This window comes from Mangrovihabitans endophyticus (genome assembly GCF_014646155.1).
GTDB lineage: Bacteria > Actinomycetota > Actinomycetes > Mycobacteriales > Micromonosporaceae > Actinoplanes > Actinoplanes endophyticus.
Genome location: NZ_BMMX01000005.1, coordinates 224,320 through 237,318 on the forward strand (window position 1 = coordinate 224,320; position 12,999 = coordinate 237,318).

The window sequence follows — 12,999 nt, forward strand, 5'->3', positions numbered from 1 at the left end:
GTTTTGTTCTGTTTAACCTGGGTGGGACACGTCACACACCTGCCGAGGAGCTGACATGGCCGACGCCGCCGGGTCACGTCTGCTGATCATCGGCGGCGCCGAGCGGCGCGGCACGACAATCCTGGCCCGGTTCGTGGAGCTGGCCGGCGGCCCGGACGCGCACATCGTGGTGATCGCCGCGGCCAGCGCGGTGCCGGGGGAACTGGAAGCCGACTATGCCGCCGCGTTCACCGGCCTGGGCGCGGGCACCGTACGGGCCCTGCGGCTGACCACCCGCGAGGACGCCGGGCAGCCGAGCGCGCTGGCCGCGCTGGAGCAGGCCACCGCGGTCTTCTTCACCGGCGGTGACCAGTACCGCATCACCACGCTGCTGGGCGGGACCCCGGTGGACTCGCTGCTGCAGACGCTTGTCGCCGACGGCCGGCTGGTGCTGGCCGGCACCAGCGCGGGCGCCGCCATGATGTCCGGCACCATGATCCTGGGCGGCAACGCCCCCGGCGTCACGACGACGAGCGTGCGCACCGGCCCCGGCCTGGAGTTCCTGCCCGGCGTGCTGATCGACATGCACTTCGCCGAGCGCGGCCGGCTCAACCGGCTGCTCAGCGCGGTGGCCATGTACCCGCACGAGGTCGGCGTCGGCATCGACGAGGACACCGCGATCCTCGCCCGGCAGGGGGCGTTCCAGGTGCTCGGCAGCGGCTCGGTCACGGTGGTCGACGCCGGTGCCGCGTCGGACATCCGCGTGCCCGCCGACGGGCCGATCGCCATCGCGGGAGCACGCATCCACGTGCTGCCCGCGGGCTACACCTTTCACCTCAAGGACCGGGAATGGGGCCGAGCCGCATGAAGATCCTCAGCGTTCGCCGACTGCGCGGGCCCAACGTCTATCTTTCCCGGCCCGCCGTGATCGCCCGGCTGGACCTCGGCGACCTCGCCGGGGTGGAGACCTCCGACGTGGCCGGCTTCCCGGAACGCCTGTTGCGGGCGCTGCCCGGCCTGGCCGAGCACCACTGCGCCGCGGCCGCGCCGGGCGGATTCGTCAGCCGGATGCGCGGCGGCACCTACTTCGGGCACGTGACCGAACACGCCTGCATCGAGCTGTCCCAGCGCATCGGCCGGGACGTCAGCTTCGGCCGTACGCTGTCCGCCGGTGAGCCCGGGCGATACGACCTGATCATCGAGTGCCCGGTCGACGAGGCGCCGGACTCCACCATGCCGGCGTTGCTGCTGGAGGCCGCGGTCGACCTGGTCACCGCGGTGCTGACCGGCCCCGCCATGCCACTACCCGAGGAACTGCAGGAGATGCGGGCCCGCGCCGAGCGGGAGGCCACCGGGCCGAGCACCCGATCGATCATCGCGGCGGCTCGCCGCCGCGGCATCCCGGTCGAGCGGTTCGGCGATCTCAGCCTGCTGCGCCTGGGCTGGGGTACGCGTCGCCGGCTGGCCTGGGCCGCGATGACCGACCGCACCTCGGGCGTGGGCGTCGATCTGGCTTCGGACAAGGAACTCACCCGGCGTCTGCTGAACGACGCGGGCATCGCCGTGGTCCCGGGCGCCGCGGCGGACACCGCCGATGCGGCAGTGCGGCTGCTGCATGAGGTGGGCGCGCCGGTGGTGGTCAAGCCCCGGTACGGCCGGCAGGGCGAACACGTCGCGCTCGGCCTGACCACACCCGAGCAGGTGCGCCAGGCGTTTCATGAGGCCGGCGGCGACGTGGTGGTGGAGCGGCAGCTCGCGGGCCGCGACTACCGGGTGCTGGTGGTGGACGGTGCCGTGGTCGCGGCGGCGGAGCGAGTGCCGGCGCACGTGATCGGCGACGGTCGGCACACCGTCGCCGAACTGGTCGACATCGCCAACGCCGACCCGCGCCGGGGCGAGGGCCACGCGCGCTTCCTCACCCGGATGCGGATCGACGAGCGGGCCCGCGCGGTCCTGGACCGGCAGGCGTGCACCACCGCGACGGTGCCGGCCGCGGGCCAGGAGGTGTGGCTGCGGGACAACGCGAACCTGTCCAGCGGCGGCGTCAGCCGCGACGTGACCGACCGGATGCACCCGGACGTGGCCCGGCTGTGCCTGCGGGTGGCCGCACTGATCAGCCTGGACATCGCGGGCATCGACCTCCGGCTCGCCGACGTGTCCCGTCCGCTTGCGCCCACCGGCGAGCCGGCGGACGTCTGCGGCGGGGTCATCGAGGTGAACGCGGCACCCGGCCTGCGCATGCATCTGGCCCCGGTGCAGGGCCGCGCGCGTGACGTGGGCGATGCCATCGTGGCGGCGATGTTCCCGGACGGCTCCGACGGGCGGATCCCGAGCGTCGCGATCACCGGCACCAACGGCAAGACCAGCGTGGCCCGGCTCGCCGCGCACCTGCTGGCCGGCACCGGCCTGTGCGTCGGGCTGACCGACACCGACCGGGTCAGCATCGGCGGCCGAGTGGTGCACCGCGCAGACGCCACCGGCCCGCGATCGGCGCAGATGGTGCTCGGCGACCCCGCCGTGCAGGCCGCGGTGCTGGAGACCGCGCGTGGCGGTCTGGTGCGCCGGGGTCTGGGATACGACTGGACCGACGTCGGCGTGATCACCAACATCACCGCCGACCATCTCGGCCAGGACGGGCTGCAATCCATCGAGGACATCGCGCACGCCAAGGCGCTGGTCGCCGAGCGCGTCCGCGACGGTGGGACGCTGGTGCTCAACGCCGACGACCCCTGGGTGCGCAGCCTGGCCGACCGGCCCCGGGTGCGTGCGGACCGCAAGCGGATCGTCTGGTTCGCCGAGGATCCCGGCAACCCGGTGGTCGCCGCGCACCTGGCCGCCGGCGCCACCGCGTACGTGCTGCAGGACGAGTGGCTGGTGCAGGCCACCGGCGCCCGGCGCACACCGCTGATCCGGGTGGCGGAGCTGCCCGGCGCGTACGGCGGCGCGGCCCGGCACATGGCCGTCAATGCCCTGGCCGCGATCGCCGCCGCGCGGGCGTTGGGCGCGTCGCAGGATTCGGTGATCAAGCGGCTGACGGAGTTCCGGCCGCAGGTGCACAACCCGGGCCGGGGCACCCTGCTGCGCCGCGGCGACGTGTCGGTCTTCGTGGATTACGCGCACAACCCGGCGGCGCTGGCCGCGGTGCTGCGCACCCTGCACCGTCTGTACGGCCCCCGGCACTGCATCGCCGCGGTCACTCTTCCGGGTGACCGCCGCGACGATCTGCTCACCGCGTCGGCGCAGGTGCTTGCCGACGGGGTGGACCGGGTGGTGCTGTACGACGACGAGGACCCTCGTGGCCGCCGGCCCGGCGAGGTGTCCGCCCTGGTCGAACGGGAGATGCGGGGCCGGCGGCCGGAGCTGCGGGCGGTCCGCGCGACGGGTTACGCCGAGGCGGTGCCGCAGGCGTTGCGACTGGCTCGTCCGGGTGAGGTGGTGCTGGTGCTCTACGAGAAGCTGGACCCGGTCCTGGAGCTGTTGTCCCAGCTCGGGGCGCTTCCCGCGGACACCGGTCCGGCGGGTGCGGCGCGGGGGCTCGTGACGGCCGCGAAATCTTAAATGATCGGTTGTCGCGATCACCCGATCAGTGGGGGTCGCCCAGGTGAAACGATGTTTCGGCAACGTCGATCTTCATGCAACTCTCAGTAATTGCAGACAGTCAACCTTTTGACGGCGTCACGTTTCCGTCGCAAATCGTACCCCTGGGTAGTCATGCGGCGACTTTTGGTAAACGGATTTGCCGCACTGATTGGTTATCCGGCATTAGCCGCAACGATCGCTAAATGGGCAAAATACCTCTGGATGCTCGCCGGTATGCCCGTTGACCTGCTGTTTCGCGGCGTGTTTGGCGGTTACTGATGATCGTTCCGACTCTTTACAGAGAGTGATTCCCTCTCCTCGCGTCACGCTGTCGAGCAGTCGAAACGGCCTCCTGTGGTGGGCTAACATCTCGCCGTCGATGGGGAATGCCACGGTCCAGTGACGAACCGTGTGCGCCCCGACGCCGGGACGCATGGCGGTGCAGCTCGGCGTTTCTCGAATCGCGCATGTGGGGGCACATGAGCACGACGGACCTGCCGGGTTCGAGCCTGCTGGCCAATCGCTACCGATTGGTCGAACGGCTGGGTGCCGGCGGCATGTCAGTGGTTTGGCGAGGATTCGACGAGGTCCTCGGCCGTCAGGTGGCGGTCAAGGTGCTTCCCCCGTCGACCAGCGCCGATCCCTCGTTCCGGCGACGGCTGCGCGCCGAGGCGCAGGCAGCGGCCCGGCTGAGTCACCCGCACATCACCGGCGTCTACGACTACGGGGAGGCGACGACGGTCGACGGCGAGGCCGTGCCGTACGTCGTGATGGAACTGGTCGACGGCGAGTCGCTGGCGGCCGTGCTGGCGCGCACCCGGCGCCTGCCCTGGTCGGCGGCGGTGCGCATCAGCGCCGAGGTGTCCGCCGCCCTCGCGGCCGCGCACGCCCGGGGCATCGTGCACCGGGACGTCACCCCGGCCAACGTCATGCTCACTCCGTCCGGCGCCAAGGTGGTCGACTTCGGCATCTCCGCGCTGATCGGGGAGAACGACATCGACCCGGACGGCAGCCTGCTCGGCACGCCGGCGTACCTGGCGCCGGAGCGGCTGGAGGGCGGTCAGGTCAGCCCGGCCACCGACGTGTACGCGGTGGGTCTGCTGATCTATCGCACGCTGATCGGCCAGTTGCCGTGGGACGTGGGCACCACCACCGCGCTGCTGCGCGCGCACCAGTACACCGAGCCCGAGCCGCTGCCGCCGGTCGAGGGGCTGCCCGTGGTGGTCGAGCGGCTGATCGCCCGATGCCTGCAGAAGCGCCCGGCGGACCGGCCGTCCAGCGCCGAACTGGCCGAGGTGCTGGCCGGGGTGACCTCCGGCGCGCCGAGCGCGGGCTTCGTGCCGGACTGGGCGGACAACGGCGAGGACACCACCATCCTGCCGTCCAGCTATCCGCGCACCGACGAACGCATCAGCCGGCACGGCCAGGCCCGGGTGCCCGAGCAGTCGCCCGCCGGGCACGGCCGGGCGGCGGTGCCGGACGCGGAGAGGCCGTCCCCGATGGCGCCGTCGGCACCGGGTGCCTCGCTGGCCGCCGCGTCCGCCGGCCTCGCGACCGGTGCGCCGCGACCGGATCATCTGGCCGGCCCGGCGGCGGCCGGACCGCCGACGGGCGCACCCCCGGTTGACGGTGGCGGGCGCTCGCCGTACGCGGGGACTCCGCGCAACAGCCGCTTCGCCGCTCCGCGTGCCGCGGCCTCGGCTCCGCCCGACGCGCCGATCCGCCGCCCACTGCCGGTCGAGTCGGCACCGGACACCGCCACGCCGGACGCCGAGCCGACGGGCTTCGCGTCCCCGGGCTTCGCGTCCCCGGGCTTTGCCTCCCCGGCTGCCGACGCGCCACCGCCGGACGCTCCGGCGGCATCGTTGCGGCCCGCCGTCGGGGACGCCCCGGCGGTGCCCGCCGCACCTTCCGGTGCCGGAGCGGCTCCGCCGCACCGGCCGTCCGCTCCGCCGCCCGCCGGCGGTGCGCGCGCGGCCCAGGGTGGAAACCGTCGCCTCTTCGTGCTCTGCGGCACCATGCTGGCCATCGCCGCCGCGGCCGGCGCGTGGAGCCTGATGCGCCACGACGGGACCGCCCCGAACACCGTCGCGGTCAAGGAGCCGCCGCCGCCGAGCGTGGTGCCCGACTCGGGCAAGTGCGTGGTGAGTTACGCGGTGATGTCCGACGCCCGAGGTCGCTTCAACGCCTCGGTGACGGTCGCCAACCGCAACACCACGGCGATCAAGGACTGGCGGCTCTGGTTCCTGATGCAGGGTGACCAGGTGATGAAGTCGACAAGCGGCGCGAAACTCACCCAGGACGGCAAGGAGGTGCGCCTGACCTCGGGCGGCACCCTGCAGCCGCAGAAGGCGCTGACCTTCCGGGTGAGCGGCCGCTACGAGCGCAACAACGCGGCGCCGATGGCGTTCGAGCTCAACGGCAACACCTGCCGGACCTACGTGTCCACCAAGCCCGGCGAGCCGTCCCGGTCGGTGGAACGGCTGTCCAACGGCACGACGAAGCTCGGTCCGGTGGCGGCCGCGGACCCGGCCACCGGAATCGTGATCGGTCCGAGCGGCGTGGTGTCGGTGGGCCCCACCACGCCGGGAGCCAGCCGTGGCGCATCGGAGCCGATCGACCCGGCGCCGGTCGGCTCGGAGGTGGTGGACGAGCCGCTGAGTGGCCACGGAACCGAGACGTCGATCGCCCCCAACCCGGACACGGATCCGCCGTCGGCGACGCCGTCGCCCACCGCGACGACCGTCGCCGCCACCACGTCGCCGGTGGTCGCACCTCCCGGCGACACCTCCACGCCCGATCCGGTCGACTCCGGGCCGGACAAGAACGGCGCCGATCCCCTGGACAACTGATCGCCGAGGCGTTCCATCGCCCGGAACGGTAAACCCCTTTCCGGGAGGTGGAACGCCCGCGTTACGGTGACAGTGAGACCTGCGGGCACGCGTGGGACGGACCGGGGGACCCGGGCGGCCCCACGCGACCACTCGGATCGGCACCGATTTGCGCGTCGATGGTTCGGCGTGCCTGCCGGGCCGCCGGGCGATCGCGAGGAAGATGGGCGGCAACCGGGCTGCAACGTGTCCGGATCGGCTCTGCACCCGCGGACGTGTCCACTGGGTTCAGCATGTCGCACATCGGGGAGTTCGCCATGATCAGCATGGTCCAGGATTTGGCAGCGGAGGCGCTGTTCGCCTCCCACGTGCAACCATCTGAGCATCCGAGTCCGCACACCCTGGAAGAGGCCGTGAGCGCGATGATCGTGCGGCACGGCAGCGACGGGTGCGCCGCGGTGGTCGCGGCCGAGTTCGGCGACCACCCGGACGAAGCGGTCCGACGGATGTGCTGGGCGCGGTCCGCGTTGCTGGCCATGACCGGTACGCGCGCTCCGCACCTCGTCTCCTGATAGCTGAGCTTTTTCCGCAAAAAACACCATAAAAGCAACCGAATTCGTCCGCTCCTGCACCTTGGAGCGACAAGGGTTCTCCTCGTCAGCCGGTTCACACGCCGGTTCGTACGAGCGAGGAGGACCCCGTGCCTGCCACGACCGAACTCCCCGCCGCCGTCGGCTCCGCCCACGACGCGCCGTCCGCGCGTGACATCGAGGACCTGGTCCGCGAACACATGCCGATGGTTGGCCACCTCGTCAGGGAACTGCTGAACCGCGTCCCCGGACATGTCCACGCCGACGACCTGTCGTCAGCGGGGTTCGCCGCGCTGCTCGGCGCGGCCCGTTCCTTCGAACCGAGCAGGGGCATCCCGTTCCACCGATTCGCCGCCGTGCGAATCCGGGGCGCCCTGCTGGACGAGCTCCGCGGCCAGGACTGGGCGAGCCGCTCGGTGCGCGCCCGCGCACGCCGGACGACCGCGGCGCGGCAGGAACTGACCGCGGCGCTGGGCCGTACCCCGACCGACGCCGAGGTCGCCGAGATGCTCGGCATCGGGCTGTCCGAGCTGTCGTCCGTCGATGAGGACGTGCAGAAGGCGGCGTTGCTGAGCCTCCAGGGCTTCCCCACCGGCACCGCCGAGGAGATGGTGCCGGAGCTCTCCGAAGGACCCGAGGACCTGCTGATCAAGCGCGAGCGGCTGGGCTACCTGCACCAGGCGGTGCAGGCCCTGCCGGAGCGGCTGCGCGTGGTGGTGGTCGAGTCGTTCCTGCAGGAGCAGCCGCTCAGCGAGGTGGCCGCCCGGCTCGGGGTCACCGAGTCCCGGATCTCGCAACTGCGCACCGAGGCGCTGCGGCTGCTGCGCGAGGGGCTGAAGCACAGCCTGGAACCGGAACAGCGCACCCCGCACACCGGCGCCGGCGGATCGCGCCGGGGACAGACGCAGCGCCGTCGCTCGGAGTACTTCGCCCGGGTGGCGGAACAGGGCAACCTACGCGCCCGCCTGGCGCTGACCGACAGCCACGGTGTGCCGATCGCGCTGGCCGCCTAAGCCGTCAGGCGGTCGCCATCGCTTGGTCGCGCTGCGGCTCGGGCGGCTCGCCGAGCCGCTCGCACAGCGGATCGAGCGCGGCGCGCACCGCACGGATGTCGGCGCCCACGGCGGTCGCCAGGCGGCCCGGACCGGCGAGATCCATGATCACTGCGGTGCCGTGCGCCGGAGAAGCCGCCGGTCCTGCGGGTGCCGCCGTGGCCGTCACCGGGGGACCGGCCAGCAGCACGGAGCCGTACGCGCCGCCCGTCCCGGAACTGCCCAGGACGGCAGGCCCGGACCAGCCCGGCGCGTCCGCGCCCACGGCCAGTTCGTGCCGGTAGAGGGTGGCTCCGGCGTACCGGACCAGAACGTCCGTGCGGACCTGCCCGCACGGCTCACCGTGGCGTCCGCAGACCAGGTCGTCGCGCCACACCACGGTGGCGCCCGCCTCCGCCTCCACGACGGTGACCGCCCGATGGTCGCAGCCCGCCGCGGCGATCAGCGGTTCGGGCAGCCAGCGCAGCGTCGCGCCGGCCGCCACGCGGGCCTCGATCCGCAGCCGGGACGCCGGCCGGCCGGGCGGGCCGGGCAGCGCCAGCGACGCCGCCACGCTGCGGATGTCCAGCCTGGCCGCGGGGTCGACCTCGATCCGCAGGCTCAGATCGTCGCCGCGCAGCGGCCCCGCCGCGCCACCCACCAGGTGCACGGTGAGGCCGGCTCCGCCGTCCGGCCCGGTGCGGCGCAGCAACAGCGGCGATTCGCCGCGCAGCACCGTGAGCCGGGTGCCGCCGCGTCCGTTCGCCTCGGCGACCACCCGCGCCGTGGCGCGCATCAGCCGGTGGTGGCGTGCTGCGACCCGGCCACCAGGGTGCGGATCCAGTCCGCCACCGGCGTCGCCGCCCGGTCCTGCGTGAGCGAGAGGAACACCGTGGGCAGCTCGCCGCGGCGCGCCCGCGCGTCCCGGTCCATCACCGACAGGTCGGCGCCCACCAGCGGCGCCAGATCCGTCTTGTTGATCACCAGCAGGTCGGCGGTGGTCACGCCGGGACCGCCCTTGCGCGGCACCTTGTCGCCGCCCGCCACGTCCACCACGAAGATCTGCCGGTCGATCAGGCCCTTGCTGAACGTGGCGGTCAGGTTGTCGCCGCCGCTCTCCACCAGCACCAGGTCCAGCGGGCCCAGACTGGATTCGAGATCCTCCACCGCGTCCAGGTTCGCGGAGATGTCGTCGCGGATCGCCGTGTGCGGGCAGCACCCGGTCTCCACCGCGCGGATCCGCTCGGCCGGCAGCACCCCGTTGCGCAGCAGGAAATCGGCGTCCTCGGTGGTGTAGATGTCGTTGGTGACCACGGCCAGGCGCAGCCGCGTGCCCAGCGCCCGGCACAGCGCCGCGACCAGGGCGGTCTTCCCGGAGCCCACCGGGCCGCCGATGCCCACGCGCAGCGCACGCGGGCCGTGCAGCAGCGGCTCGTGCGGGTCGACCGCCGGGTCCGGGTGGGTGTGCGGGACCTCGTCCGGGCCGTGCGCATGCACCACCGGCTGCTGCCCGGCGATACCGGGACCGTGCGAGTGCCGGACGGCGTCGGTGGCCGGGCCGGGGGCCTGCGCCTCAGGATGCTGCACCATGGAACCTCCCCATGCGGAAAAACGGTCAAGAGGCAAACAGACGCACCTCCCACGTTGCGTGCTGCTCGGCGCCGATGTCCAGCAGCGGGGCACCCGCGGCGGGCAGCGTGTCCACCGGATCGCCGGCCCGCGCGGCGGCCTCGTCCGCGATCCGGTCGCAGGCGCCGGCCAGCCCGGCCAGCAGCGCATGGGCGCCGAACGGGTCCAAACCGAGCAGCCGGACGCCGGCGGTGGCCGGGCCGGTGAGCGTGCCGTAGGCCGCGGCCACCGCGGCATCGCGCGGCACGAGCCCGGCGCCGTGCGCGACCGCGCCCAAGACCACCGGGTGGTGCGGGGCGATCCGCTGCGCGGCCGGCCGGTCGAGCGCCGGGACCGGCCAGAGGATCCGCCCCGCTCGCATCAGTGCCCGCCCCTGCGCCCGGGACGCCTTGCGCAGCGCGGGCGACGGCGTGCGCGCGTCCAGCCCCGCATCCAGGTCGCGCCACCGCTGCGGGTCGGCGCAGGCCGCGGCGGCGAAGGACGCCGTGACGACGCCGGCGGTGGCCAGCCGCCCCTGCAGGAACCCGTCCAAGTCCGCCATGCCGCGCACCCGGCCGGACGAGACCGCCGCCTCCAGCCCGCCGGAATGCGCGTGACCGCCGGCGGGCAGCCGCCCGTCCGCGAGCACCAGCAGCGTGGTCAGCGACATCAGAACAGGTGGTACCGCTGGGCCATGGGCAGCTCGGCGACCGGCTCCGGCTCGATGACCTCGCCGTCGATGCGAACCGTGAAGGTGTCCGCCTCCACCTCGATGCGCGGGGTGGCGTCGTTGCGCGGCATGTCCGCCTTGCCCACCGCGCGCGTGTCCTGCACCGGGACCAGTGCGCGGCGGCAGCCGATCCGGTCGCCCAGCAGCGCGTCGATGGCGGCCGGCGCCACGAAGGCCACCGATGTCTGCGCCGGGACCACCCCGTACGCGCCGAACATCGGCCTCGGCAGCATCGGCTGCGGCGTCGGGATGGAGGCGTTGGCGTCACCCATCTGCGCGTACGCGATCATGCCGCCCTTGATCACCAAGGCCGGACGTACGCCGAAGAACGCCGGATCCCACAGCACCAGATCCGCCAGCTTGCCCGGTTCGACCGAGCCGACATGCGCGGCCATGCCGTGCGCGACCGCCGGGCAGATCGTGTACTTGGCGACGTACCGGCGCGCCCGCAGATTGTCCGCCGGGCCGTCGCCGGGCAGTGACCCCCGGCGGGCCTTCATCACGTGCGCGGTCTGCCACGTACGCATGACCACCTCGCCGACCCGGCCCATCGCCTGCGAGTCCGACCCGATCATCGAGATGGCGCCCATGTCGTGCAGCAGATCCTCGGCGGCCATGGTGGACGGCCGGATCCGACTCTCCGCGAAGGCCAGGTCCTCCGGCACCGCGGCGTTGAGGTGGTGACACACCATCAGCATGTCCAGGTGTTCGCTGAGGGTGTTGCGGGTGTACGGCCGGGTGGGGTTGGTCGACGAGGGCAACACGTTCGGGTGCGCGGCCACCGTGATGATGTCCGGCGCGTGGCCGCCGCCGGCGCCCTCGGTGTGGTACGCGTGGATCGACCGCCCGCCGATGGCCCGCAGCGTCTCCTCCACGAAACCGGCCTCGTTGAGGGTGTCGGTGTGGATCGCTACCTGCACCCCGGAGGCGTCGGCCACCTGCAGGCAGGCGTCGATGGCGGCCGGCGTGGTACCCCAGTCCTCGTGCAGCTTGAAGCCGCCGGCGCCGCCGCGCAGCATCTCCCACATGGCTTCCGGCGAGGTGGTGTTGCCCTTGCCCAGCAGCAGCACGTTGACCGGCCAGGTGTCCAGCGCCTCCAGCATCCGGGCCAGATGCCAGGAGCTCGGCGTCACCGTGGTCGCCTTGGTGCCCTCCGCCGGCCCGGTGCCGCCGCCGACGATCGTGGTGATCCCGGCGGCCAGCGCGGTGTCCAGAATGGTGGGGCTGATCAGGTGCACGTGGCTGTCGATGGCGCCCGCGGTGAGAATCCTGCCGTTGCCGGAGATCACCTCGGTGCCCGGCCCGATGACAAGGTCGGGATGCACCCCGTCCATGGTGTCCGGGTTGCCCGCCTTGCCGAGTGCGACGATCCGCCCGTCCCGCAGCCCCACGTCCGCCTTGACGACGCCCCAATGGTCGAGCACCACGGCCCCGGTGATGACGGTGTCCACCGAACCGTCGGCGCGGGTGGCCCGCGACTGGCCCATGGACTCGCGGATCACCTTGCCGCCGCCGAAGACGACCTCGTCACCGGCGGTGGCTCCGCCGCTGCGGTCCTCCTCGATCTCGATGAGAAGGTTGGTGTCGGCCAGGCGGATGCGGTCGCCGGTGGTCGGGCCGTACAGCGCCGCGTACCGCCCACGGTCGATCATGCTCATGCGGCGCCGTCCCCCGATCCGGTGCGGTGTCCGTTGCTCGTGGCCGTCGCGGGCCCGCATGCGCCGGCCGTCGATGGCCGGGTCATCGTGGGCTTCCGTTAGCCGGCCATTGCTCGCCGGTGTCCTCGTCCAGCGAGCCCGCGGGGTCGATGTCGTCGGCCGGGTCGGGTTCGGACTGCGGGTCCAGCGGGCCGCCGGCCAGGCCCCGCAGGCCGGGGACCACGCGGTTGCCGGCCAGCGGCACCAGCGTCACGTCGCGGGGCATGCCCGGTTCGAACCGCACCGAGGTGCCCGCCGGAATCGCCAGCCGATGACCCCAGGCGGCCGCGCGGTCGAACTCCAGCGCCGCGTTGCTCTCCGCGAAGTGGAAGTGCGAGCCCACCTGGACGGGGCGGTCGCCCGTGTTGCGTACCGTCAGGGCGAGCGCGGCCCTGCCCGCATTGATCTCGACCTCGCCGTCGCCGATGATGACCTCGCCCGGCACCACGCCGCTCATGAGATCGGCCCGTGCACGGTGACCAGCTTGGTGCCGTCCGGGAAGGTCGCTTCCACCTGCACCTCGGTCAACATCTCCGGTACGCCGTCCATGACGTCCTCCCGGGACAGCACCCGGCGACCGGCATCCATGAGCTCGGACACCGTGCGGCCGTCCCGAGCGGCCTCCAGGATGAAGGCGGTGATGATCGCGGTGGCCTCGGGGTAGTTCAGCTTGAGCCCGCGCTCCTGCCGGCGCCGGGCGACGTCGGCCGCGACATGGATGAGCAGACGTTCCTGCTCGTGCTGGCTGAGGAACAAGCAGACCTCCCCTGATCGGCTCCGCGATGCTCGCAGCTCGACGTTTCCGGCGTGTTACCCACTCCAACCCGGCCTTTCCCCGGTGGCCCGCGGGTGCGCCCGCCCGCGGGTGCGCCCGCCCGCGGGTGCGCCCGCCCGCGGGTGCGCCCGCCCGCGCCCCGCGCTGGTCCCGTGGCCCGCGCTGGTCCCGTGGCCCGC

Annotated in this window: 12 protein-coding genes; 6 read left to right on the plus strand and 6 right to left on the minus strand. The window is 73.1% G+C overall.

Annotation, left to right across the window (positions count from 1 at the left end; all coding sequences use genetic code 11):
• Positions 1-55: 55 nt before the first annotated feature.
• The 6 genes from IEY73_RS10020 to IEY73_RS10045 all read left to right on the plus strand — a co-directional run bounded on the left by IEY73_RS10020 (position 56) and on the right by IEY73_RS10045 (position 7,992).
• On the plus strand, positions 56-847 hold the full coding sequence (locus IEY73_RS10020) for a cyanophycinase (protein WP_189078838.1): 792 nt from the start codon (positions 56-58) through the stop codon (positions 845-847).
• Positions 829-3,537: a cyanophycin synthetase gene (gene cphA, locus IEY73_RS10025; RefSeq protein ID WP_229715712.1), complete on the plus strand. Its 2,709-nt coding sequence runs from the start codon at positions 829-831 to the stop codon at positions 3,535-3,537. Before IEY73_RS10020 ends, cphA begins: the two co-directional genes overlap by 19 nt.
• Positions 3,538-3,627: 90 nt before the next feature.
• Complete coding sequence (locus IEY73_RS10030) at positions 3,628-3,837, plus strand: hypothetical protein (RefSeq protein ID WP_189078839.1); 210 nt, start codon at positions 3,628-3,630, stop codon at positions 3,835-3,837.
• A 200-nt stretch (positions 3,838-4,037) separates the two neighbouring features.
• The gene (locus IEY73_RS10035; RefSeq protein ID WP_229715713.1) at positions 4,038-6,410 is read left to right on the plus strand and encodes a serine/threonine-protein kinase; all 2,373 of its coding nucleotides are present in this window, start codon (positions 4,038-4,040) and stop codon (positions 6,408-6,410) included.
• 296 nt (positions 6,411-6,706) lie between these two features.
• Complete coding sequence (locus IEY73_RS10040) at positions 6,707-6,961, plus strand: hypothetical protein (RefSeq protein ID WP_189078841.1); 255 nt, start codon at positions 6,707-6,709, stop codon at positions 6,959-6,961.
• Between the two features lie 128 nt (positions 6,962-7,089).
• Positions 7,090-7,992, plus strand: a complete 903-nt coding sequence (locus IEY73_RS10045; protein WP_189078842.1) for a sigma-70 family RNA polymerase sigma factor — start codon at positions 7,090-7,092, stop codon at positions 7,990-7,992.
• 4 nt (positions 7,993-7,996) lie between these two features.
• Here the strand turns inward: IEY73_RS10045 and IEY73_RS10050 are convergent, their stop codons facing one another.
• The 6 genes from IEY73_RS10050 to IEY73_RS10075 form a co-directional block, all read right to left on the minus strand.
• Complete coding sequence (locus tag IEY73_RS10050) at positions 7,997-8,806, minus strand: urease accessory protein UreD (RefSeq protein ID WP_189078843.1); 810 nt, start codon at positions 8,804-8,806, stop codon at positions 7,997-7,999.
• Positions 8,806-9,600 (minus strand): urease accessory protein UreG, encoded by a 795-nt coding sequence (ureG, locus tag IEY73_RS10055; protein ID WP_229715714.1) that lies wholly within the window; start codon positions 9,598-9,600, stop codon positions 8,806-8,808. The genes IEY73_RS10050 and ureG overlap by 1 nt, the downstream gene beginning before the upstream one ends.
• A gap of 25 nt (positions 9,601-9,625) precedes the next feature.
• The gene (locus IEY73_RS10060) at positions 9,626-10,288 is read right to left on the minus strand and encodes an urease accessory protein UreF (RefSeq protein WP_189078844.1); all 663 of its coding nucleotides are present in this window, start codon (positions 10,286-10,288) and stop codon (positions 9,626-9,628) included.
• Complete coding sequence (locus IEY73_RS10065) at positions 10,288-12,006, minus strand: urease subunit alpha (RefSeq protein WP_189078845.1); 1,719 nt, start codon at positions 12,004-12,006, stop codon at positions 10,288-10,290. Before IEY73_RS10065 ends, IEY73_RS10060 begins: the two co-directional genes overlap by 1 nt.
• A gap of 82 nt (positions 12,007-12,088) precedes the next feature.
• Positions 12,089-12,502 carry an urease subunit beta gene (locus IEY73_RS10070; protein ID WP_229715715.1) on the minus strand — a complete coding sequence of 138 codons (414 nt, stop codon included), beginning with the start codon at positions 12,500-12,502 and terminating at the stop codon, positions 12,089-12,091.
• Positions 12,499-12,801: an urease subunit gamma gene (locus tag IEY73_RS10075; RefSeq protein WP_189078846.1), complete on the minus strand. Its 303-nt coding sequence runs from the start codon at positions 12,799-12,801 to the stop codon at positions 12,499-12,501. Before IEY73_RS10075 ends, IEY73_RS10070 begins: the two co-directional genes overlap by 4 nt.
• Positions 12,802-12,999: the final 198 nt, after the last annotated feature.

Bases quoted from the DNA above. Each gene is read 5' to 3' on its own strand.
- IEY73_RS10020 (WP_189078838.1), top strand. From the start codon at position 56: ATGGCCGACGCCGCCGGGTCACGTCTGCTGATCATCGGCGGCGCCGAG.
- cphA (WP_229715712.1), top strand. From the start codon at position 829: ATGGGGCCGAGCCGCATGAAGATCCTCAGCGTTCGCCGACTGCGCGGG.
- IEY73_RS10035 (WP_229715713.1), top strand. From the start codon at position 4,038: ATGAGCACGACGGACCTGCCGGGTTCGAGCCTGCTGGCCAATCGCTAC.
- IEY73_RS10040 (WP_189078841.1), top strand. From the start codon at position 6,707: ATGATCAGCATGGTCCAGGATTTGGCAGCGGAGGCGCTGTTCGCCTCC.
- IEY73_RS10050 (WP_189078843.1), bottom strand. From the start codon at position 8,806: ATGCGCGCCACGGCGCGGGTGGTCGCCGAGGCGAACGGACGCGGCGGC.
- ureG (WP_229715714.1), bottom strand. From the start codon at position 9,600: ATGGTGCAGCATCCTGAGGCGCAGGCCCCCGGCCCGGCCACCGACGCC.
- IEY73_RS10060 (WP_189078844.1), bottom strand. From the start codon at position 10,288: ATGTCGCTGACCACGCTGCTGGTGCTCGCGGACGGGCGGCTGCCCGCC.
- IEY73_RS10065 (WP_189078845.1), bottom strand. From the start codon at position 12,006: ATGAGCATGATCGACCGTGGGCGGTACGCGGCGCTGTACGGCCCGACC.
- IEY73_RS10070 (WP_229715715.1), bottom strand. From the start codon at position 12,502: ATGAGCGGCGTGGTGCCGGGCGAGGTCATCATCGGCGACGGCGAGGTC.